We start from the raw sequence: 19,258 nt of genomic DNA, 5'->3' as shown, positions 1-19,258 counted from the left end.
ATGATTGTGTGTATCGTCATCAGGACGTAATCGAGAGTATGGATTATCGGGTACTGGATATCAGCCAGGAAGGCCCCCTCAGCATCGTCCGGCCGGCATGCCAGACGGTGCCGATGGTTATTGCTTCCGGTCATTCCGGAAATCTCTACAGCCCTGATTTTCTGTCTATTTCCCGCCTTGATTACGACACCCTCCGCAAAAGCGAGGATTGCTTCGTCGATGAACTTTTCGGTGCAGCGCCCGAATTAGGAGCCCCGATCCTGCGCGCCCATTTTCCCCGTGCGTGGTGTGATCCCAATCGGGAAGCGTGGGAACTGGATCCAACCATGTTCGAGGAAACCCTGCCTGACTGGGTCAATACCGGCAGTGCAAGGGTCGAGGCCGGTCTCGGTACGCTGGCCCGGATCGTCGCTTCCGGCGAGCCGATCTATCGCCGCAAGCTGCTGTTTTCAGAAGCCGCGGCCAGAATCCATGATTGCTGGCAACCTTACCATATCGCGCTGTCACAACTGATTGAGGAAACCTGCAACCGGTTCGGTATGTGTTTGCTGATCGATTGTCATTCCATGCCCTCCCCTGTCGGGCTGCATGGCAACCGGATACCACGCCGTCAGAACGATGCCGACATGGTGTTAGGTGATTTGCACGGAACCTCCTGCGCCAATACCATCACCATGGCTGCGGAGGCCACTCTCCAGCGCCTTGGTTATGCCGTGCGACGGAATAACCCTTATGCAGGGGGCTATGTCACACAGCATTACGGACGCCCCGGAAAGGGCGTGCACGTCCTGCAAATCGAAATTGCCCGAGTCCTGTATATGGATGAGGAGCGTTATCTGAGGAACGCTCATTTCGCATTGATTCGTCAGGCCATGACATCCTTGATGAACGGGCTGGGGGCCACCGCCGCCCTTCTCTCCCGCGCCGCCTGAATAAGCAATCAAGGCAAAAAAATTGGCGGCGCCACGCAGGCACCGCCAAGTTTAGGGAGGAAACGTCCAAGAAAAGCAGCGCTGCGACATAACGCTACGCTACATGAGCGTAGATACGGTGTTTACCCGATTCACACAAGCATTTTTTTGCAGTGCAGCATCTCTAAAATCACAGAACCTGCCTTAATTTCCGCACAATCCGATCCCTGATTATAATCGACCGATCAGAACTTTTACGCATTCATGCCGGCAGAGGTTTTTCCGTTACGGAGGCAGTTCGCTCTCTTCAGGTGAGCATACGCTCCAGGGTCTCAAGCCTGTCAGCCTCTGACGCCGGTTTATCAGTCCGCAGCCTCGCTATTCTGGGGAAGCGCATGGCAATACCGCTTTTGTGACGGCCCGACCTTTGCACTGCATCAAAAGCGATTTCCAGCACGAAAGATTTCTCGACCTCCCGCACCGGGCCGAACCGGGCGATAGTGTGGTTGCGCACCCAGCGATCCAGCACAATCAGCTCCTGATCCGTAAAGCCGTGATAGGCCTTGCCGACAGGTACCAACTCCTCATGCCCACGACCGTCATCGCGCCATAAGCCGAACGTATAATCGGAATAGAAACTGCTGCGCCTGCCATGGCCACGCTGCGCATACATGATCACCGCATCAACCGTCAGCGGATTACGTTTCCACTTCCACCACAAGCCTCTGGGCCGCCCGGGCACGTAGGGACTGTCACCACGCTTGAGCATCAGCCCTTCGATCGAAGCCGCACGCGCGCCCTCCCGCAAGGCAATGAGGGCCTCTGCATTTTCCACCTTGATCAGGCCGGACAGATCCATGCGGAGCGGGGCCGCAACGGCAAACCAGCGCTCGAGATGCTGCCTGCGCTCATCAAAGGACAGGGCCCGCAGATCACGCTCCTGTTCATCGAACAGAATATCATAGAGCCTGACATGAGCCGGATGTTGCTTCAACGAAGCCGGGCCAGGAGATTTGCGGTTGAGTCGCTGCTGAAGATCAGCGAACGGAGCCACCTCTCCTTCCCGTGCAACCAGCAGTTCTCCATCCAGCACGCCGTCGAAATTCATGGTCTCCAGCACATCCGGAAAGGAAGCGGAGATATCATCGCCCGTGCGGGAGAAAATGCGCTTTCCCCCCGGCACGGAAACGAGTTGCACCCGGATACCATCCCATTTCCACTCCACCCGGTATTCAGAGAGGGAAAGAGTCTCCAGATCAGGCTGCTCCAGCGGATGGGCCAGCATGGGAGGACGGAACACGGGCGCACCGGCCGGGTCCGGTCTGGGACCATGCCCCTCGATCCATGCAAACAGCGTCAGATAGGGGGGTGTCAGACCGTGCCACACCTCCTCTATTTCATCCGGCTCGATCCGCCCCTGTGACAATCCGGCCAATGCCACTTTGGCCAGCCTTGCAGAGACACCAACCCGAAGATTGCCAGTCACGAGCTTGAGAATCGCGAACCGTACCGATTCATCCGACGAGTCCAGCCATGCGGATAATGTCTGCGGCAGGTCTATTCTGGTGGCGCTCTGAAGGGTCGTCACGACCTCTGCCAATCCGGGAGGGGCCATCGGAAGGATATCAACAGAGACCGGCCAGATCAGGGAGGTCGTCTCGGCCAGATCACCGACATAATCATAGGACAGGGCAAATAATTCGGGATCGACACGCTGCCCTGCCAATGCGCGAATCAGGCCCGGTTTCGCCGTGGCAAAAGACAGGTTACCTGTCAGCGCCGCCAACCCGTATCCGCGATCCGGATCAGGTTCGGTTTCGAAAAAACGTTGCAGCAGAGCCAGCCTGGCATTGCGCGACGGCGTATAGATCAGACGCTCCAGCAGGGCGGCAAAAGCGATCATACGGACTCTCCGCCCGTTGTAATCGCCTCTGTCCTCTCACTGCTTGTTATCCCGCCCCCCGCCACCGCGATATCGTCATCTTCCTCACCATAGCCGATGAGACGCAGGGCGCGGCCCCTCACCCCCATCAACCCGGCCGCATGGATCAGGGCTTCTTCCCGCCCGTGGGTCACCCAGATTTCAGGGGCCTGCACGTCCCGGATTGTGGCCAGCAAGGCGTCCCAGTCGGCATGATCGCTGATGACCAAGGGCAGTTCGACCCCTTTGGCGCGGGCACGTTGCCTGACCTGCATCCAGCCGCTGGCCAGAACTGGCACAGGATCATGCAATCGGCGCGACCAGCGATCAGCCAGCGCAGAGGGAGGCGCCAGCACGATCCCGCCACGCAAGGCCTCCTTCGGCACAGAGGTCACGGGGCGGAGATCGCCCAACCCCACACCAAGCGCCTCATAGGTCCGGCAGACATTCATCAACGCTCCATGGAGGTAGATCGGCGCAACCCATCCCGCCTGCCGCAGCAGCATGATCAGACGCTGGCATTTGCCCAGCGCGTAGCAGCCGACCAGATGGGTTCGCTCCGGAAAAACCGTGAGATTGTCGCACAGCTTGCGTATTTCCTGCTCTGCCGGAGGGTGGCGAAAGACCGGCAGGGCAAACGTAGCCTCCGTGACAAACACATCGCAGGGAACAGGCTGAAAAATGGCACAGCTCGGGTCGGGCGCACGCTTGTAGTCGCCGCTGATGACTACACGGCTGCCACGCCATTCCAGCACGATCTGCGCACTGCCCAATACATGGCCAGCCGGTTCCATGCGCAGTCCCACATCATTGATCGTGATCTTTTCCCCATAAGACAGTGGCTGCGGAGAGCGGGCTGCACGTTCCACCCCCATGCGGGTTTTCATGATGGCGAGCGTTTCAGGCGTGGCCAGCACCGCGCCATGCCCGGGGCGGGCATGATCGGCATGGGCATGGGTAATGGCGGCACGCTCCACCGGCACCACCGGGTCGATGAACAGATCAGCCGGTTCACAGTAAAGCCCCTGCGGCAACGGCCGAAGCCATGTCTCGGGATGGGGCGCGCTCAGATGCATGAGAAGATCAGGAACATGGACCGGTCCTGGCTGTGCGTGACGTCCGGCAAGACTGAAGGCAGGGCCATATGACGCAGAATGACCGGGAAAGTTCAGTGCCTGTAAGGCGTTCTCTTTTAACCCCTTCTCCTGCGACCATAAGAACCCCATTCTTTCCGCCATGCTTCAAACGACGCTCCCCCCTCGTTTTGCCGCCTGGTTCGAACGGCGCGGCTGGACGTTGCGGCGGCATCAGGCCGCCATGCTTGATGCCGCCGAAGCTGATCGCAGCGCCCTGCTGATTGCCCCGACCGGTGGCGGAAAAACGCTGGCCGGTTTTCTGCCCAGCCTGATCAGTCTGGCCAGACAGGCAGAGCTGCCAAAGGGACAGCCAGAGGGGCTGCATACCCTTTATGTCAGCCCGCTCAAGGCTCTGGCGACCGACATTGCCCGTAATCTGACTTCTCCGGTCCAGGAAATGGGGCTGCCGATCCGGATCGAGACACGCACCGGCGACACCCCATCCGGCCGCCGCGCCCGCCAGCGGGAGACCCCACCGCATATCCTCCTGACAACACCGGAAAGCCTGAGCCTGCTGCTGTCGCTGGAAGACGCCCCCACGTTTTTCCAGGGCCTGCGAACGGTAATCATCGACGAAGTGCATGCGCTGGCCGGCACCAAAAGAGGCGATCAGCTGGCCCTCTGCCTGGCCCGGCTGCGCCGTCTGGTTCCGGGTCTGCGCATGTCAGGTCTGTCCGCCACCGCCGCTCATCCTCAGGCACTGCGCGATTATATCGGCGGCGATGCAATCGTCATCGAGGAAGCGGGTGGTGCTCCCCCCCGGCTGGAGATGATGTTGCCATCCGGCCGGCTGCCATGGTCCGGGCATATGGGGCTGGCAGCAGCCCCCGCTATTCTGGAGCGGATCAAAGCGGCCGCCATGACGATTGTATTCGTCAACACCCGCGCGCAGGCCGAGCTTCTGTTTCAGGCGCTGTGGCGGCTGAATGAGGAAACGCTCCCCATTGCCCTGCATCATGGCAGTCTGGAGCTGGAACAGCGCGAACGCGTCGAACAGGCCATGGCTTCCGGTCTGTTGCGGGCCGTGGTGGCGACATCCTCGCTCGATCTCGGCATCGACTGGGGCGGAGTGGATCAGGTTCTTCAGATCGGCGCGCCCAAAGGCGTCTCCCGCCTGTTGCAGCGGGTGGGACGCGCCAGCCACCGTATGGATGAAGCCAGCAACGCCATTCTGGTGCCTGCCAACAGGTTCGAGGTGCTGGAATGCGAGGCCGCGATCATGGGAGTCTCTGCACGGGAACTGGATGGAGATCCTCCCGGCCCCGGCGGGCTGGATGTGCTGGCGCAGCATCTGCTCGGGATGGCCTGTTCCGCCCCGTTTCACCCGGATACGATGTTCGAGGAAGTGCGGCAGGCAGCGCCTTATCGCATGCTCGACCGCAAGGATTTCGACGATACGCTCGGATTCGTTGAAACCGGCGGGTACACGCTGTCCCATTATGAACAGTGGCACAGGCTGTTTCGGGACAGCGAAGGCCTTCTGCATGTGCGTTCCGACCGTGTGGCACGGCAATGGCGGATGAATATCGGCACCATCGTGCAATCACCGATGATCAAGGTGCGCCTGCGCGGAAACCGGGGCAAACGTGCGGAAGGACGGGGTAGCACACTCGGCGAGGTCGAGGAGTATTTCGCCAGCCAGCTTCGCCCCGGTGATACATTCATGTTCGGTGGACGTCTGCTGCGCTTCGTTCAGCTGCATGATACTGTGCTGGAGGCCGATGAAGGGGGCGATGGCGATCCGATGGTCCCGGCCTATGCCGGGGCCAGATTGCCGCTGACGACCAGCCTCGCCAATCGGGTCCGCGGAATGTTGCAGGATCGACAGGGATGGCAACACCTGCCTGATCCGGTCAGGGAATGGCTGGAGAAGCAGCGCATCCGCTCCCGTCTGCCGGGCCGTAATGACCTGTTGATCGAGACATTTCCGCGAGGTGATCGCTGGTACATGGTGGCTTACTGCTTCGAAGGAAGAAACGCCCACCAGACCCTCGGTATGCTGGTGACGAAGCGGATGGAGCGGCTCGGGATGATCCCGCTCGGCTTCGTCGCCACCGATTATGTGATGGCGACATGGAGCGCACGGCAGCCCACCGGTCTCGACCGGCTGTTCGAGGAAGACATACTGGGGGATGATCTGGAAGCATGGATGGCGGAAAGCTCCATGCTCCGGCGTATTTTCCGTCATGTCGCCGTGGTATCCGGGCTGATCGAACGACAACAGCCGGGGCTGAAGCGCAGCCGACGTCAGGTCACCATCAATACGGATCTGATCTATGATGTGCTGCGCCGCCACCAGCCCGATCATATCCTGCTGCGGGCAACCCGGGCCGATGCCGCATCGGGACTGACCGATATCGGCCGTCTGGCACTGCTGCTGCGCCGGGCACGGGGGCACATCCGGCATATGGCGCTGTCCCGCGTCTCTCCGCTTGCTGTGCCGGTTCTGCTGGAAATCGGCCGTGAAAGCGTTCTCTCCGCCGGGTCGGAGGAAATGTTGCTGGCGGAGGCTGAAGCGCTGGTCGAGGAAGCCATGATGGACGATGAGACGGCCCTCAACAAAAGGGTTTCTCCTCCCCGATATGCCAGCAGGTCATTGTCTGATGGACAAATCATGCAGGATGATCTGTTTGTAGCCCTCCCTCCGGATATTCGGCCCCGTCGCTGACCATGCAGTCTCGTCCAGTCCGCTCCATCCCCGCTTCCATCTCCGCCGGTGGGGAAACATTGCTGCTGGATCCGTCAGGCGCGGTATGGTGGCCGGCCGAGCGGATCCTGATGGTGGCCGATCTGCATCTTGAAAAAGGCTCTGCTGCCGCCATCCGTGGCTCCCTGCTGCCGCCATGGGACAGTGCTGCCACACTGGATGCGCTCGAAAACCTGATCCTGCATTACCAACCGGCGCAGGTCATTGCGCTGGGGGACAGTTTTCACGACCGCTACGGTCTGGAACGCATGCAGCCGCAGGATGCAGCGCGCCTGCATCTGATCAGCCAATCCACGACCTTCCGTTGGGTGCTGGGTAATCATGATCCGGTGGCCAGCAAGGGACTAAGTGGTACCTTTCATACCGAGCATGGCCTGAGACGGTTCATTTTCAGGCACGAAGCCGCACCAGTGCCGGACGGAACCCTGGAATTCTGCGGCCATCACCACCCGAAAGCGAGCGTGCCGGTAAGGGGTACATGGCTGACCCGTCCCTGTTTCGTGTTTTCGGCAGAGAGACTGATGTTGCCCGCCTTCGGCACCTATACTGGCGGGCTGGACATATCCTCCCCGGTGATCGCAAAGCTGTTTCCACAAGGGGGACGGATTTTTCTGCGCGGACATGGGCGGTTGTTCAGTTTTTCAATGCCCCCTGCCCCCATGCAGTCTGCAAACAGCCGCGCCATGCGAAACAGCTGAGACCAACTCGTGATCGATACGAAATGGCTCGCACAACCGCTGGCCGGGATGGTGTTTCTGTTCATGGATCGCCATACTGTCAGATCGCTGGCGACGATGCAGGATGGGTATGGGAGAGAAATTTATTACCGTGACGGACACACCAGCCCTGGACTCCGTCAGTACTTTTCCGCGGCATCCCCCCGCCGATGTTCCAATCCGCGTCATCGGCGATGTGCATGGCGATGCACGCGCGTTTACCCATGCCGTCACCACAGACCGTTTCATTATCCAGTTGGGTGACCTGACGGATGGCGGACCTGAAAACGGCGAAGTTCTGCGGATCATGCTCGACCTGCTTCATCGGGGGCGCGGGCTGTTCCTGCTCGGTAACCACGATCTGAGACTGGCCAGGCGGCTGGCCGGACGATCCGTCCGGCCTGATCCGACGCTTGAAGAAACCTGTGCGCAGATCGATACCCTCCATATCCCGCAGATCATTCATGCGATTGCCCATGCGCCAGCCTGGATTGTCAGCGGGAACCGCATCTTTCTTCATGGCGGTTTTCATACCGACATGCTGCATACCGCCCCCCCTTTCCCGGTTCCCATTCAGGATGGACGCGTCCATGGCGTGCTGGCCCGTGCGCTATATGGCGAACCCACCGGTCAGCTTCAGCCTGATGGTTATCCGGAGCGCAGTCTGCGCTGGGTTGACCGTATTCCGAAAAATCTCATCGTTTACTGCGGCCATGACAATCGCAGCCCGGACGGCCGTCCTCTGACGATGTATGGGCAACGTGGCGGAACAGCGATTTTTCTGGATACGGGGGCCGGGAAAGGCGGCCATCTGTCCTGGATAGACATCGACTCCTGATTGTCCTCCGGTCGTTTCCAGGAGTCTATTTTATGGTCAAAAGGGCAAAAATTCCTTTTTACCATACGGCGGAACAGGCCATGCTCCGTCATGAAGGCCATATCCAACCTGCGCCAGATGGCGCTGCGACGAAACGGGATCAATCCGCAAGCCGATGCGCCAGCTCCTCCTCCTCCGTCACGCCAAATCAGCATGGGACGACCCCAAACTTCCGGACCATGCCCGCCCCCTGAATGATCGCGGCCGGCGTGCAGCCGCAGCCATGCATAAAGCTATCAACGCGCTTGATCTGCGGCCGGATCTCATTCTGGTTTCCTCCGCCCGTCGCACCATCCAGACTCTGGAGGCGCTGGAGCCATGGCCGCATACTCCCCGTATAGAACGGATGGATGCGCTCTATCTCGCCTCATCCGAGCAGATGATCCAGGTTCTGAACAGCGTGCCGGAAACGGTCGGCTGTGTCATGTTGATCGGCCATAATCCCGGCATGCATGATCTGGCCCTGACGCTTGGAAATCCGGCAAGGGACGAGCGCACTGCACGCGCGCGTCTGAACGAGGGCTATCCGACATGCGGGCTGGCACAATTCGAACTGGACCAGCCCTGGTGGGGACTGTTACCCGGCGCGGCGCGGCTGACACGCTTCCTTACCCCCTCTGAACTGCCTGATATGGGCCAACATGATTGATACATCTGCATTGCCTCCAGTCGTGATCGATACCGTGGCTGAGACACCTGCTGCTGAAATGCTGGACCTTGTGCCGGAAACAGAACCAGGCCATGCCCCGGTGACGATAACAATGGCTTTTGATCCGGCCCTGGCAGAACGACTGCCACGCCTTGCACCGCTGTCACGCCAGCGCAAAGGCCGGATGAAAACGCGTTCGTTCCGGCGGATTTATCACGACACACCGGAGGCGGCCTTTTTTGCCGATCATCGGGCTCTGGTTGTCGATGGGGGAATGTGGCGCGTGGAAAGTCTTGCCACCCCCCCTTCGCTGCCCGGTTCGCAACTGGATGAACAGACTCTGATTGCGCCGATCGAAACCTTGCTTGCGTCGTACGGTATCGAGGGCGGAGTCATGCCGATCGCATCCGTGGAAGGACGCCAGCGCAGTCTCGTCCTGAGCGATCAGACACGGATGGACAGTGAAGAACTGACCGTCTTCATTGAAGACGGCACGATCCGTAATCTGACCGACGTGCTTCCCTTTGGCCGCATCCATATCCAGGGCGATGCAAGGGCCATCGCTGCATTGGCATCCGAGCTTCAGGAGAATGAGGAAGCCCGGCTTCGGATTCCGGAAACGCCGCTTTCCATGCTAGCCGTTTCCCACGGACGCGGACTGGCAGCCCGCCCCGCCGCCGGCCTGGCTGCGCCGGAGATTGATCCCGGCATCAGCACCGAAGATGCCGCACGGCATATCATCGGTCATCTGACGTTGGCATTGCTTTACTGGGCGCCACGTATCCGCCTGCTAAAACCAGGCGAAATCGACAAAGCCGCGCTGGAGCCTGTGCACCAGATCCGGGTGACGCTGCGCCGCCTGCGTTCAGCCCTATCGATTTTCTCCGCCGTACTGGCCTGTCCAGAGCTGGATAACGTCAAGGCGCATCTGAAAACAATCGGTACTCTGCTGGGGCCAGCACGCGATTGGGATGTATTTATCAGCCAGACTGGCCAAACCCTGCTGGACACCTTCCCTGACCATGCCGCACTGAAACGTCTGATGGAGCGGGCTGCAAAACAGAGAGAACAGCATTACCACACCTTGCTGGCCAGTCTGGAAACCCCCGGTTTCGACAGGCTGGGGCTATCCCTCGCCCTGCTGTGCCAGGTGCGGCCATGGCGACAGGCGATCCATACGCTCCATGATGAAGTGCGGCATCATCGTGAAGAATACCTGAACCAGCCAATCGAAATCTTCGCCGCCGGGGTACTGAAAAAACGCCTGAAAAAACTGCCCGCCAGCGCCCCGATCTCTGATCTGCCCACCGCCGCCCTGCATGAATTACGCCTGCATGCAAAACGTTTGCGCTATGCTTGTGAATTCTTTGCCGCCTGCTTCCCCCATAAACAGGGACGCCGGATGATCCGCCGGCTGTCAGAACTTCAGGAAGAACTCGGCATTCTCAATGACGGAGCCGTGGCGGCCGGGCTGATGCAGGAAATTGAGGGGAAAGACGGCGTGCAGGGCGCACAGGCCCGCGGCATCGTGCTGGGCTTCTCCGCCGCCCATGGGGCCAGCGCCAGACAGAAGATTATCGCCGCCTGGAAACATTTCCATGCGGCAAAGCCGTTCTGGAACTGATCGACTTTATCCCGGTCCACACGACCTTAACTTGGCAACGGCACCAGGATAGGCATTAATACGTCGCCCTTTCGGGAGAATGGCCATTCCCTGTCATGCAGCACCTCTCTGCGCATTCGGATATCGTAGGTCCGACCGATGTACCTGAAACACAAACGACGCATTTTCACCTCCTCAACCGCCCATAAACGCAGACCGTGGCGGCGATGGGTTATGCTCGGCAGCGTGCTGTCACTGGGCGGGATCGGGGGTATTGCGGTATTTACGCCGTCCCTCCCGTCGGTTTCCCTTATCTCGCTTCAGAATGTGCTCGACCAAATCAGAGGCAGCAGAACGGGGACAGAAACCCAGCGTGATATATCTTTGACTGCTTCACCCGCACAGGTAGCCGTCGTCGATGGAGAGACATTGCGGGTTGCCGATACGGTTATACGGCTGGCAGGGGTTTCCGCCCCCAATCGCGGGCAGCAATGCAGAACGCCTGATGGAAGCCGTTTCGACTGCGGTGCAGCCTCTGCCGAAGCTCTGGCGGAAATCATCAAGAATCGTCCCGTCGAATGTGAAATATTAGGGCACGATACCAACCACCATTCTCTGGCCATCTGTGAAACCCAGACAGAAGGCCAGGGAGCAAATCAGGGGACCGTCATCAATCGTGCAGTGGTTCAGGCCGGATGGGCCAGAGCAGAAACGTATGCGGAAGCACGTGCAGAAACGCGCTCTGCCCCCCTCAAAACATTGGGCCTGACCTCTGATGAGGAACAGGCACGGGCAGCCCATCGCGGATTGTGGCGCACGTATAGGCCGCAGTTTTAAACTTTCGCTGAAGATGGCGCGGCAGGGCTTGCCGTTTTTTTTCGCAAGTGCGAAGATTGCTCCAATAACGTCTCCTATGGAATGATCTTGCTTCTAATGGCATCATTCATCCCATTCGTTACACAGAATCTGAGTCAGGCGGTTTCCAGCCGCTTCTGCCATGAGGTGTTTGAATGAGCGGCTCCCCTACGCGCAGCGTCACCGTCCAGCTGAACGGCACGGATAAGTCGGCAACCTACCCGTTGCTCGACGGCACGCTTGGCCCTTCTGTCTTCGATATCAGGAAGATGCAGGGCGATCTGGGTGTCTTCACCTATGATCCAGGCTATGGCGGAACTGCCGCCTGCGAAAGCAAGATCACATTCATCGATGGTGATGAAGGCGTTCTTCTGCACCGAGGCTACCCGATTGATCAGCTGGCCGAGAAGTCGAGCTTTCTTGAAGTGGCCTATCTGCTGCTGAACGGTGAACTGCCGAAGCCGGATGAACTGACGGAATTCAGCACCGAAGTCATGCGTCGCACCATGCTGCATGAACAACTGCGCAGCGTGTTCCAGGGCTTCCGCCGCGATGCCCATCCGATGGCCATGCTCTGTGGCGTCGTCGGTGCTCTCAGCGCGTTTTATCACGACAGCCTGGACATCACGAATCCCGAACATCGGAATATCTGCGCCCTGCGCCTGATCGCCAAAGTGCCGACCATTGCGGCATGGGCGTATAAATACTCGATCGGCCATCCTTTCGTGTATCCGCGTTACGATATGGGCTATGCGGAAAACTTCCTCTACATGATCAACGGGCGCCCGTCGGAGGATTATAAGGGAAACAAGGTTCTGGAACGGGCCATGGACCGCATCCTGATCCTGCATGCCGATCATGAGCAGAACGCCTCGACTTCCACAGTGCGTCTGGCTGGCTCTACTGGCGCCAACCCGTTTGCCTGTATCGCCGCCGGTATTGCCAGCCTGTGGGGTCCGGCCCATGGCGGCGCCAACGAAGCGGTGCTGAAGATGCTGGCCGAAATCGGTCATGTCTCCAACATTCCTGCCTTCATCGAAAAGGTGAAGGACAAGAACAGCAATGTCCGCCTGATGGGCTTCGGCCATCGCGTCTACAAGAACTACGATCCTCGCGCGAAGATCATGCAACAGACCTGTCACGAGGTGTTGACTGAACTCGGCATCAAGGACGATCCGATGCTGGATATGGCGGTCGAGCTGGAGCGGATCGCGTTGAGCGATGAATATTTCATCAGTAAGAAGCTGTATCCGAATGTCGACTTCTATTCAGGGATCATCCTGAAGGCGATGGGCTTCCCAACCAGCATGTTCACCGTGCTGTTCGCTGTGGCTCGCACCGTCGGCTGGATCAGCCAGTGGCAGGAACTGATTGAGGATCCGGCCCAGCGTATCGGGCGTCCCCGGCAGATCTACACCGGCTATGGGCCGCGCGATTACGTGTCGGCCGATCACCGCTGATCAGGGTGGCGGCCTTGAATGGCCGCCGGTCTTTTCATGAGGATGCAAGCAAAAGCGCCGGGCAACCGGCGCTTTTCGTCTTTCTGCTGCCGCCTTTGTGACAAAGTGAATTATTTTGTCCAAAAACCATGTCCCTATGCTGACCTGAACCGCCCGACAAAGTATGTCAGGAGGGGACAGGGCTGTATTGGCACTTCAGTTTTTTGACCGTAAGGAATTCACTATGCGCGTTGTCTGGACAGCCGGTGCTTTTCTGATCGTGACCACGCTGGCCGCTTGCAGTTCCAGCAGTGGCGGAGGATCCCCACCCCGTAATGAACGCATCATCATTATTCCGGCGGGGCAGAGTGCAGTATGCTCTGATGGTCGTCTGCCGCCCTGCTGATGATCACTGCCGGGGACTGATCGGATGGGCACTGGATCGCCGCCTGATTCAGGCGCCTGATCAGCTGCCCGCTCAATACGACACCGGCCGGTTCCAACGGCACTCCCGCCTTGCGCAGCAGGTCCGCCGACCAGCGATTGCATGTATGGAGCATCGAATACCGGTCACGTGCCACATAAAATGCACCCCGTTTCCCGTCCTCGAAGCCGACCAGCCTCGGCTGACCTTGCGGATCGTCAGCCAGATCGTTCGCCACCCATGAGACCGCAGCTTCTATATCCTGACGGGGCAGCCGTAACCGGCTGACATGCTGCTGACCGTAAGCAAGCTCCGGTGAGACAGTCAGCCCGACCGCCTCGATCACCGCCGGGCCCGGCACTGGTCCCATAATATATTCGGATATGGTCTGCGGCCGGGCCGTCATGAAGGTTCGCTTGCCATATCCAAACACCACTGCCCTTGCATGGGGGAAGATGGTTTTGAAAGTGGCAAGACCACCCGTCAGGTCAACAGCATCGAAACCGATCGCAGTGTGCCAGCCATTGTCGATAACATAGAGAAAGCCGGTATCGACCGTCATATGACATGTCAGGTCACGCTCGGGAGTCAGCCGGGAACTACAGGCGACCAGCAGCGGAACACAGAACAGAGCGGTATAAAGAGGCCGATACCACCGATCCCTTAGTCGCACTCGCAACCAGGCGTCGGGCCATTGGCGCTGCGCACGATATGATGATCGATCCACTCCGCCACCAGACGCCGCGCTTCACTGAGCGGAGCCTCCGGATGATGAATGCGATAAAGCGTTGTGCAGGCCTGAAATGCCACCATGTCAGCACTGCCGCATGCACGCAGTTCACGATAGGCGGTAATGACCGCGCGTTCACACCGGCGTGTAATGTTGCTGACGTCGTTGTTCAAGGCCACATTTCCCGAAGTCGTTGCGAGTCATTCGCAATGACGTTCATTCTATCCTGCTACCCTCCGCGGCGCAAGCAAACAGCACGGGTTTTTCCCATGATCCCCTCAATTCGTCAGGCTGTCACGACCAGACATGGCGGTATGAGCATGGACGGAGCAATCATCAGACGCTAACAGCATGCAGCATCACATGATAACGGCAAGGACGAGAACACATGACCGCGTCGCATCTGACCAGTGAATGGGATCGTGACGCTGCCTTGACCACTGCGCGTCTGCTGCTGGAGATCAAGGCCGTCAATTTCCGCCCGGATGAACCTTATACGCTGACATCCGGCTGGAAATCCCCCGTCTATATCGACTGTCGCCGGATTATCTATTTTCCCCGGGCGCGGCAGAAAATCACCCAGCTCGCCATTGAAAAGCTCAGCCGCCATATCGGCTATGAGACCATTCAGGCCGTAGCGGGTGGCGAGACAGCGGGTATTCCCTTTGCCGCCTGGATCGCGGATGGCATGAACCTGCCGATGGCCTATGTCCGCAAGAAGCCGAAAGGCTTCGGCCGTAACGCTCTGATCGAAGGCGATACTCCGGAAGGGCTGAACACTCTGCTGGTCGAGGATCTGACCACCGATGGCGGTTCCAAGATCCAGTTCGCCCGTGCACTGCGCGATGCCGGGGCGCTGTGCAACCATGCATTCGTGGTATTTTTCTATGGTGTCTTCCCCGGCAGCTTTGAAACCCTGTCGGCCATGGATCTGACGCTGCATCACCTCTGCACCTGGTGGGATGTGCTGGAAGCCTGCAAGGATAAAAGCTATTTCAGCAGCGATGTACTGGCTGGCGTGCGGCGCTTTCTGGATGATCCGATGGGCTGGTCCGCCGCCCATGGCGGTGTTGCCAGCGCCGAGGAAGCCGCTGCACGCAAAGCTGCCTCCGCCCAAAAGGGTTAAATTCCGAAGGCCTGAATCCGAAACGGCATCAGGCAGGGCCGATGATGCAACCTGCCTGGTGCCGCAAACGTCTTCCTGAGCACGGCATCGTGGCAGGATGGAAGCGTATCGAGACATCATCCTGCCCTTGCAAAAGGGGATCGGTATGCGACTCGATGATCAGCGTGAAAGTAACAATATTCAGGATGATCGAGGTACTGGCGGCCCCTTTATTCCGGGTGGGATCAAAATTGGTGGTCTCGGCACAATCGCCATTGTGCTGGTCGGGCTTTATTTCGGCATTGATCCTCGTCTTCTGCTCAGCCTGACGGGAAATGGCGGCCCGGTTTCATCGCCCGTTCCCTCCCCCCTTTCCCCGGCGCAGCAAGCACAAAGCGATCCATCCGGATCGGATCCACAACGTCGGTTTGTCAGTCGCATACTGGCCTCGACAGAAGACGTGTGGAGCACCGTTTTCAAGGCCCATGGAAAAACCTACCAGCCGCCGATTCTGGTACTGTTTGATGGCACAACACGCTCAGCCTGCGGCACGGCACAGTCGGCAATGGGACCATTTTATTGCCCGGTGGACCAAAAAGTTTACCTCGACACATCCTTCTTCCGTGAATTGCAGGAGCGGCTGGGCGCAGGGGGAGATTTCGCCCGTGCCTACGTCATTGCACACGAGGTCGGGCATCATGTGCAAAACCAGCTCGGCATTCTGGGCAAAGTCACTCGCCGGCGAGAAGAAGCCGATCAAGGCACAGCCAATGCACTGTCTGTGCGGCTGGAATTACAGGCCGACTGCTTCGCCGGGGTCTGGGCAAAGCAGGCCAATGATGCCCGGTCTATCCTGGAAAAAGGCGATATCGAACAGGGCCTGAACGCTGCTGACGCGATCGGCGATGACCGCCTGCAAAAGCGTGCACGCGGCTATATCGTACCGGATTCCTTTACGCATGGAAGCTCATCCCAACGGGTGGCCTGGTTTCGCAAAGGGCTACAAACCGGAGAGGTGGAAGCCTGCAACACCTTCACCAGTCCAGCCCCCTGAAGCCGTCTGGCCGTTTTACCGCGCACGCCAGACCGTGTAGTCGGCCACCGCGCACAGGCTGCGACGAAGCGGGGTATCAGGAAAAATATCCAGTGCCCGCTTGGCTTTTTCCGCCATTATCCTGGCCCGTTCGAGGGTGAGGCCGATAGTGTCATGTCTGGCGATAAGGCGCAAAGCCTCCTCCAGATCATCCTCGGTCTGATCGCTCTCGCCAATAGTGCGCTGCCAGAAACGCTTTTCCTCCGCATCACCGGCATGGAAAGCAGCGAGTACTGGCAGTGTGATCTTGCCCTCACGGAAATCGTCACCAACGGTCTTGCCCAGTTTACGCTGATCCGCCGCATAATCGAGCGCATCGTCGGTCAACTGGAACGCAATTCCGAGACTCATACCGTAATCATATAGCGCCTGTTCCTCTTCAGCCGGACGCGCGGCAACCACGGCTCCGACCTGACAGGCCGCTGCGAACAGGGAGGCCGTCTTGCCCTCAATCACTTCCAGATAGCGTGATTCCGGCGTCTCCAGATCATTCTGCGTAGCGAGCTGGAGGACTTCGCCCTCAGCAATGGTTGCAGCAGCCTTGGAAAGGATCGCCAGAACCTGAAGCGATCCGTCCTCCACCATCAGCTGAAACGCCCGCGCGAAGAGGAAATCGCCTACCAGCACGGAGGCGTTATTGCCGAAAACCGCATTGGCACTGGCCATACCGCGCCGCATGCGGCTTTCATCGACGACATCATCATGCAGCAGTGTCGCGGTATGGATGAACTCCACGCAGGCTGCCAGATGGACATGCCGCGGCACCCCACCCGCCAAGGCGGTATCAAATCCACAGAGCCTGGCACTGGCCAGCGTCAACAGAGGCCGAAGACGTTTCCCCCCTGCTGCCACGATATGGGCCGCCAGTTGCGGGATCAGCGGCACCTGACTGTCCATACGATCTATAATAGCCTGATTGCACAGGGTCAGGTCGTCCTGCACCAGTGCGATCAGGCCCGACAAGGCACCTTCTACCCCTTCTGCATCAGACGGCGGCAGGATCATATCTGTATCCGGTGAACTGGCGACGACGCCCAAAGCTGTCTCCTGGACTTGATAAAGCGGTAATCTGATTCAGCCGCAGCCTGATAACCCCAGAGATTACCTCAGCTTGGCATCTCCCCGACATCGCTCACGCACTCTGCTGGATAAGATGTCATAAAAGGTTTTGTGCAGCCACGCACCCTATCGACAGGGATAAAATAGGGTCAAGGCATCCTGATCGACCGATCCTGTCAGAAAACAAGCCTTGCCAAGCCGCCCAACAGGCTCAAAAAACCTCCTCTTATGAACGAAAACAACGATGTCACCGAAGGCAGTCTGCTCAACGGCGCAATTGCTTACCGCCAGTTACGGACTGGTTTCCGCACCGGACTTGAACCGGTTCTGCTGGCAGCCGCGATTCCCGCACGGGCCGAAGAGCGCGTGCTGGAAGCCGGCACCGGTCCGGGAGCCGGGCTTTTATGCCTTGCCCATCGTGTACCTGGCATTCAGGGCACGGGAGTGGAAAAATCCAGCGACATTGCGACACTGGCCCGTCAGAATGTCCAGACCAACCATCTGGAAAACCGTCTGTCGATTATCACGCAGGATATTTTGGACTTTGCACAGGAGATGTCGGGTTCTCCATCAAACTATGATCACGTCTTTGCCAATCCGCCGTGGCATGAGGAAGCATCTTCCCCTTCCCCCGTCGCACTTCGTGATCAGGCGAAACGTCGCCATGCCGGGCTCGTCAGTCAGTGGGTGCAGGCACTGGGCAGCATGGTGAGGCCGCGCGGCTCGATCAGCCTGATCCTGCCCGCTGCACTGATCAGTGAGGCCATGACCAGCCTGCGTGAGGCCAAGGCCGGAGAGATCAGCCTCTATCCGCTATGGCCGAAAGCGGGACGGCGCGCCAAAATCATTATCGTACGAGGCATCAAGGCTGCCCGTGGGCCTGACAGGGTAGAACCCGGGCTGATGCTGCATCAGGAGGATGGCAGCTTTACCCCACAGGCTCATGAGATCCTGCGATATGGAAAAGCACTGGCTTTTTAACAGCGACAGCCGCGAAAACTGGTGGAAGCCAGTCTCAGAAGCTCTTCCCACCCGGATGACGAAGATGCCACAGCCGCTCATGGGCAGCAACGAGAGCCTCGATCGAGCGGCGGCGCGTTACATCCATTCTGGAGACTCGGCGGCTCATCATCATCTCCAGCACCTTGAGAAGACGATCTGCCACATCGAGCTCATTCTGATCACAGGCCTGATGAAAAGCTGACAGGATCTTGTCAGCAAGCTTCCGACTGAAACGCGGGGCACCCGGCACATCAATCTGCGGAACAGAGGACAGGAACTCGCTCATGAATGAGGGGCTTCCGACAGAATCGGGCGCAATGCAGCAGCCAGATCATTCGGGCTCATTCCTCCCGGGAACAGCCGATCAAACGATCCATCGGGACGCATCAGATAAAGATAAGAAGAATGATCCATGCTATAGTCTTTTCCTTCGCCTTTCCTAGCATAATATACATGATATTTTCTCGCAAAAGTTGAAATTTGCGCTTCTGTTCCGGTCAGGCCGATAATGGTGGGGTCAAAATGCGCCAGATAGGCCGCAAGTTCTGCCGGCCTGTCCCGGGCAGGGTCAATCGTGACGAAAACCGGTGCCAGCCGTCCTGAAAGCGCTCCCAGAGCCTTGATAGTTGCAGACATACTCTGCAATTCGGTAGGACATATATCCGGGCAAAACGTATAGCCGAAATAGACCAGCATCCAGCGTCCCCTGAGTGTCTGGTCTGTCACTGTCCGGCCATTCTGATCGGTCAATATGAAAGAACCGCCGATTCCTGCATGGCCATCAACCTCCTGACCGCGCGAGAAATTGGCCTCCTGCCCGGCCCCGCCCCCTTCCCCGAACAGGCCGGCGTGCCATGCCCCCATCACCGCCACGGCAGCAATTACCAGAATAAGTGCACCACGGCGGAAAAAGCGGCTGGCATATAGATCGGTCTTCATCAGGCGCTCTTCCAGAAAAGATGACAGCGAGTTATGGACTGATTTCAGGGCATTCTTGCGGCAAATAAATAAAGAGGGGCCTTAAACAAGAC

At 58.7% G+C, this 19,258-nt stretch carries 18 protein-coding genes; 11 read left to right on the top strand and 7 right to left on the bottom strand.

Annotated elements, in window-relative coordinates:
• Nucleotides 1-38: 38 nt before the first annotated feature.
• Complete coding sequence (locus GBCGDNIH1_RS17000; RefSeq protein WP_038511580.1) at nucleotides 39-932, top strand: N-formylglutamate amidohydrolase; 894 nt, start codon at nucleotides 39-41, stop codon at nucleotides 930-932.
• Nucleotides 933-1,218: 286 nt separating this feature from the next.
• On the opposite strand, the gene GBCGDNIH1_RS16995 is transcribed toward GBCGDNIH1_RS17000, so the two are convergent.
• A complete protein-coding gene (locus tag GBCGDNIH1_RS16995; protein WP_011631611.1) occupies nucleotides 1,219-2,814 on the bottom strand; it encodes a cisplatin damage response ATP-dependent DNA ligase in 1,596 nt (531 codons plus the stop codon).
• Nucleotides 2,811-3,908: a ligase-associated DNA damage response exonuclease gene (locus GBCGDNIH1_RS16990; RefSeq protein WP_157691987.1), complete on the bottom strand. Its 1,098-nt coding sequence runs from the start codon at nucleotides 3,906-3,908 to the stop codon at nucleotides 2,811-2,813. The genes GBCGDNIH1_RS16995 and GBCGDNIH1_RS16990 overlap by 4 nt, the downstream gene beginning before the upstream one ends.
• Before the next feature lie 160 nt (nucleotides 3,909-4,068).
• Here GBCGDNIH1_RS16990 and GBCGDNIH1_RS16985 point away from each other — a divergent pair, with 160 nt between their 5' ends.
• From GBCGDNIH1_RS16985 to GBCGDNIH1_RS16955, 7 genes are all read left to right on the top strand, one after another.
• Entirely contained in the window at nucleotides 4,069-6,636 is a 2,568-nt protein-coding gene (locus tag GBCGDNIH1_RS16985; RefSeq protein ID WP_011631609.1) for a ligase-associated DNA damage response DEXH box helicase, read from the top strand.
• Nucleotides 6,637-6,638: 2 nt separating this feature from the next.
• The gene (pdeM, locus tag GBCGDNIH1_RS16980) at nucleotides 6,639-7,373 is read left to right on the top strand and encodes a ligase-associated DNA damage response endonuclease PdeM (protein WP_011631608.1); all 735 of its coding nucleotides are present in this window, start codon (nucleotides 6,639-6,641) and stop codon (nucleotides 7,371-7,373) included.
• A 103-nt stretch (nucleotides 7,374-7,476) separates the two neighbouring features.
• Nucleotides 7,477-8,229: a metallophosphoesterase gene (locus tag GBCGDNIH1_RS16975; RefSeq protein WP_011631607.1), complete on the top strand. Its 753-nt coding sequence runs from the start codon at nucleotides 7,477-7,479 to the stop codon at nucleotides 8,227-8,229.
• A 154-nt stretch (nucleotides 8,230-8,383) separates the two neighbouring features.
• Nucleotides 8,384-8,917 carry a SixA phosphatase family protein gene (locus GBCGDNIH1_RS16970; RefSeq protein WP_011631606.1) on the top strand — a complete coding sequence of 178 codons (534 nt, stop codon included), beginning with the start codon at nucleotides 8,384-8,386 and terminating at the stop codon, nucleotides 8,915-8,917.
• Nucleotides 8,910-10,541 (top strand): CHAD domain-containing protein, encoded by a 1,632-nt coding sequence (locus tag GBCGDNIH1_RS16965; protein ID WP_011631605.1) that lies wholly within the window; start codon nucleotides 8,910-8,912, stop codon nucleotides 10,539-10,541. Before GBCGDNIH1_RS16970 ends, GBCGDNIH1_RS16965 begins: the two co-directional genes overlap by 8 nt.
• Nucleotides 10,542-10,904: 363 nt before the next feature.
• The gene (locus GBCGDNIH1_RS16960) at nucleotides 10,905-11,357 is read left to right on the top strand and encodes a thermonuclease family protein (protein WP_157691986.1); all 453 of its coding nucleotides are present in this window, start codon (nucleotides 10,905-10,907) and stop codon (nucleotides 11,355-11,357) included.
• Between the two features lie 173 nt (nucleotides 11,358-11,530).
• Nucleotides 11,531-12,835, top strand: coding sequence for a citrate synthase (locus GBCGDNIH1_RS16955; protein WP_011631603.1), 1,305 nt, complete (start codon nucleotides 11,531-11,533; stop codon nucleotides 12,833-12,835).
• Between the two features lie 329 nt (nucleotides 12,836-13,164).
• Here the strand turns inward: GBCGDNIH1_RS16955 and GBCGDNIH1_RS16950 are convergent, their stop codons facing one another.
• Together GBCGDNIH1_RS16950 and GBCGDNIH1_RS16945 are read right to left on the bottom strand one after the other, a co-directional pair.
• Nucleotides 13,165-13,800 (bottom strand): DUF2459 domain-containing protein, encoded by a 636-nt coding sequence (locus tag GBCGDNIH1_RS16950; RefSeq protein ID WP_050748411.1) that lies wholly within the window; start codon nucleotides 13,798-13,800, stop codon nucleotides 13,165-13,167.
• Nucleotides 13,801-13,901: 101 nt separating this feature from the next.
• The gene (locus GBCGDNIH1_RS16945) at nucleotides 13,902-14,141 is read right to left on the bottom strand and encodes a hypothetical protein (protein ID WP_025286396.1); all 240 of its coding nucleotides are present in this window, start codon (nucleotides 14,139-14,141) and stop codon (nucleotides 13,902-13,904) included.
• Nucleotides 14,142-14,356: 215 nt separating this feature from the next.
• On the opposite strand from GBCGDNIH1_RS16945, the gene GBCGDNIH1_RS16940 reads away from it, so the two are divergent.
• Both GBCGDNIH1_RS16940 and GBCGDNIH1_RS16935 read left to right on the top strand, forming a co-directional pair.
• Nucleotides 14,357-15,094: an orotate phosphoribosyltransferase gene (locus GBCGDNIH1_RS16940; RefSeq protein WP_011631600.1), complete on the top strand. Its 738-nt coding sequence runs from the start codon at nucleotides 14,357-14,359 to the stop codon at nucleotides 15,092-15,094.
• A 97-nt stretch (nucleotides 15,095-15,191) separates the two neighbouring features.
• Complete coding sequence (locus tag GBCGDNIH1_RS16935; protein ID WP_011631599.1) at nucleotides 15,192-16,127, top strand: KPN_02809 family neutral zinc metallopeptidase; 936 nt, start codon at nucleotides 15,192-15,194, stop codon at nucleotides 16,125-16,127.
• 15 nt (nucleotides 16,128-16,142) lie between these two features.
• Here GBCGDNIH1_RS16935 and GBCGDNIH1_RS16930 read toward each other — a convergent pair whose 3' ends face one another.
• The gene (locus GBCGDNIH1_RS16930; RefSeq protein WP_043452758.1) at nucleotides 16,143-17,171 is read right to left on the bottom strand and encodes a polyprenyl synthetase family protein; all 1,029 of its coding nucleotides are present in this window, start codon (nucleotides 17,169-17,171) and stop codon (nucleotides 16,143-16,145) included.
• Between the two features lie 282 nt (nucleotides 17,172-17,453).
• On the opposite strand from GBCGDNIH1_RS16930, the gene GBCGDNIH1_RS16925 reads away from it, so the two are divergent.
• Complete coding sequence (locus tag GBCGDNIH1_RS16925; protein ID WP_011631597.1) at nucleotides 17,454-18,206, top strand: tRNA1(Val) (adenine(37)-N6)-methyltransferase; 753 nt, start codon at nucleotides 17,454-17,456, stop codon at nucleotides 18,204-18,206.
• Between the two features lie 34 nt (nucleotides 18,207-18,240).
• Here GBCGDNIH1_RS16925 and GBCGDNIH1_RS16920 read toward each other — a convergent pair whose 3' ends face one another.
• Nucleotides 18,241-18,513 (bottom strand): hypothetical protein, encoded by a 273-nt coding sequence (locus GBCGDNIH1_RS16920; RefSeq protein ID WP_025286392.1) that lies wholly within the window; start codon nucleotides 18,511-18,513, stop codon nucleotides 18,241-18,243.
• Nucleotides 18,510-19,166, bottom strand: coding sequence for an SCO family protein (locus GBCGDNIH1_RS16915; RefSeq protein WP_011631596.1), 657 nt, complete (start codon nucleotides 19,164-19,166; stop codon nucleotides 18,510-18,512). Before GBCGDNIH1_RS16915 ends, GBCGDNIH1_RS16920 begins: the two co-directional genes overlap by 4 nt.
• Nucleotides 19,167-19,258: the final 92 nt, after the last annotated feature.

This window comes from Granulibacter bethesdensis CGDNIH1, from assembly GCF_000014285.2.
GTDB classification, from domain to species: domain Bacteria; phylum Pseudomonadota; class Alphaproteobacteria; order Acetobacterales; family Acetobacteraceae; genus Granulibacter; species Granulibacter bethesdensis.
The sequence above is the reverse complement of the archived record's forward strand: the minus strand, read 5'-3'. Positions and strand labels throughout refer to the sequence as shown.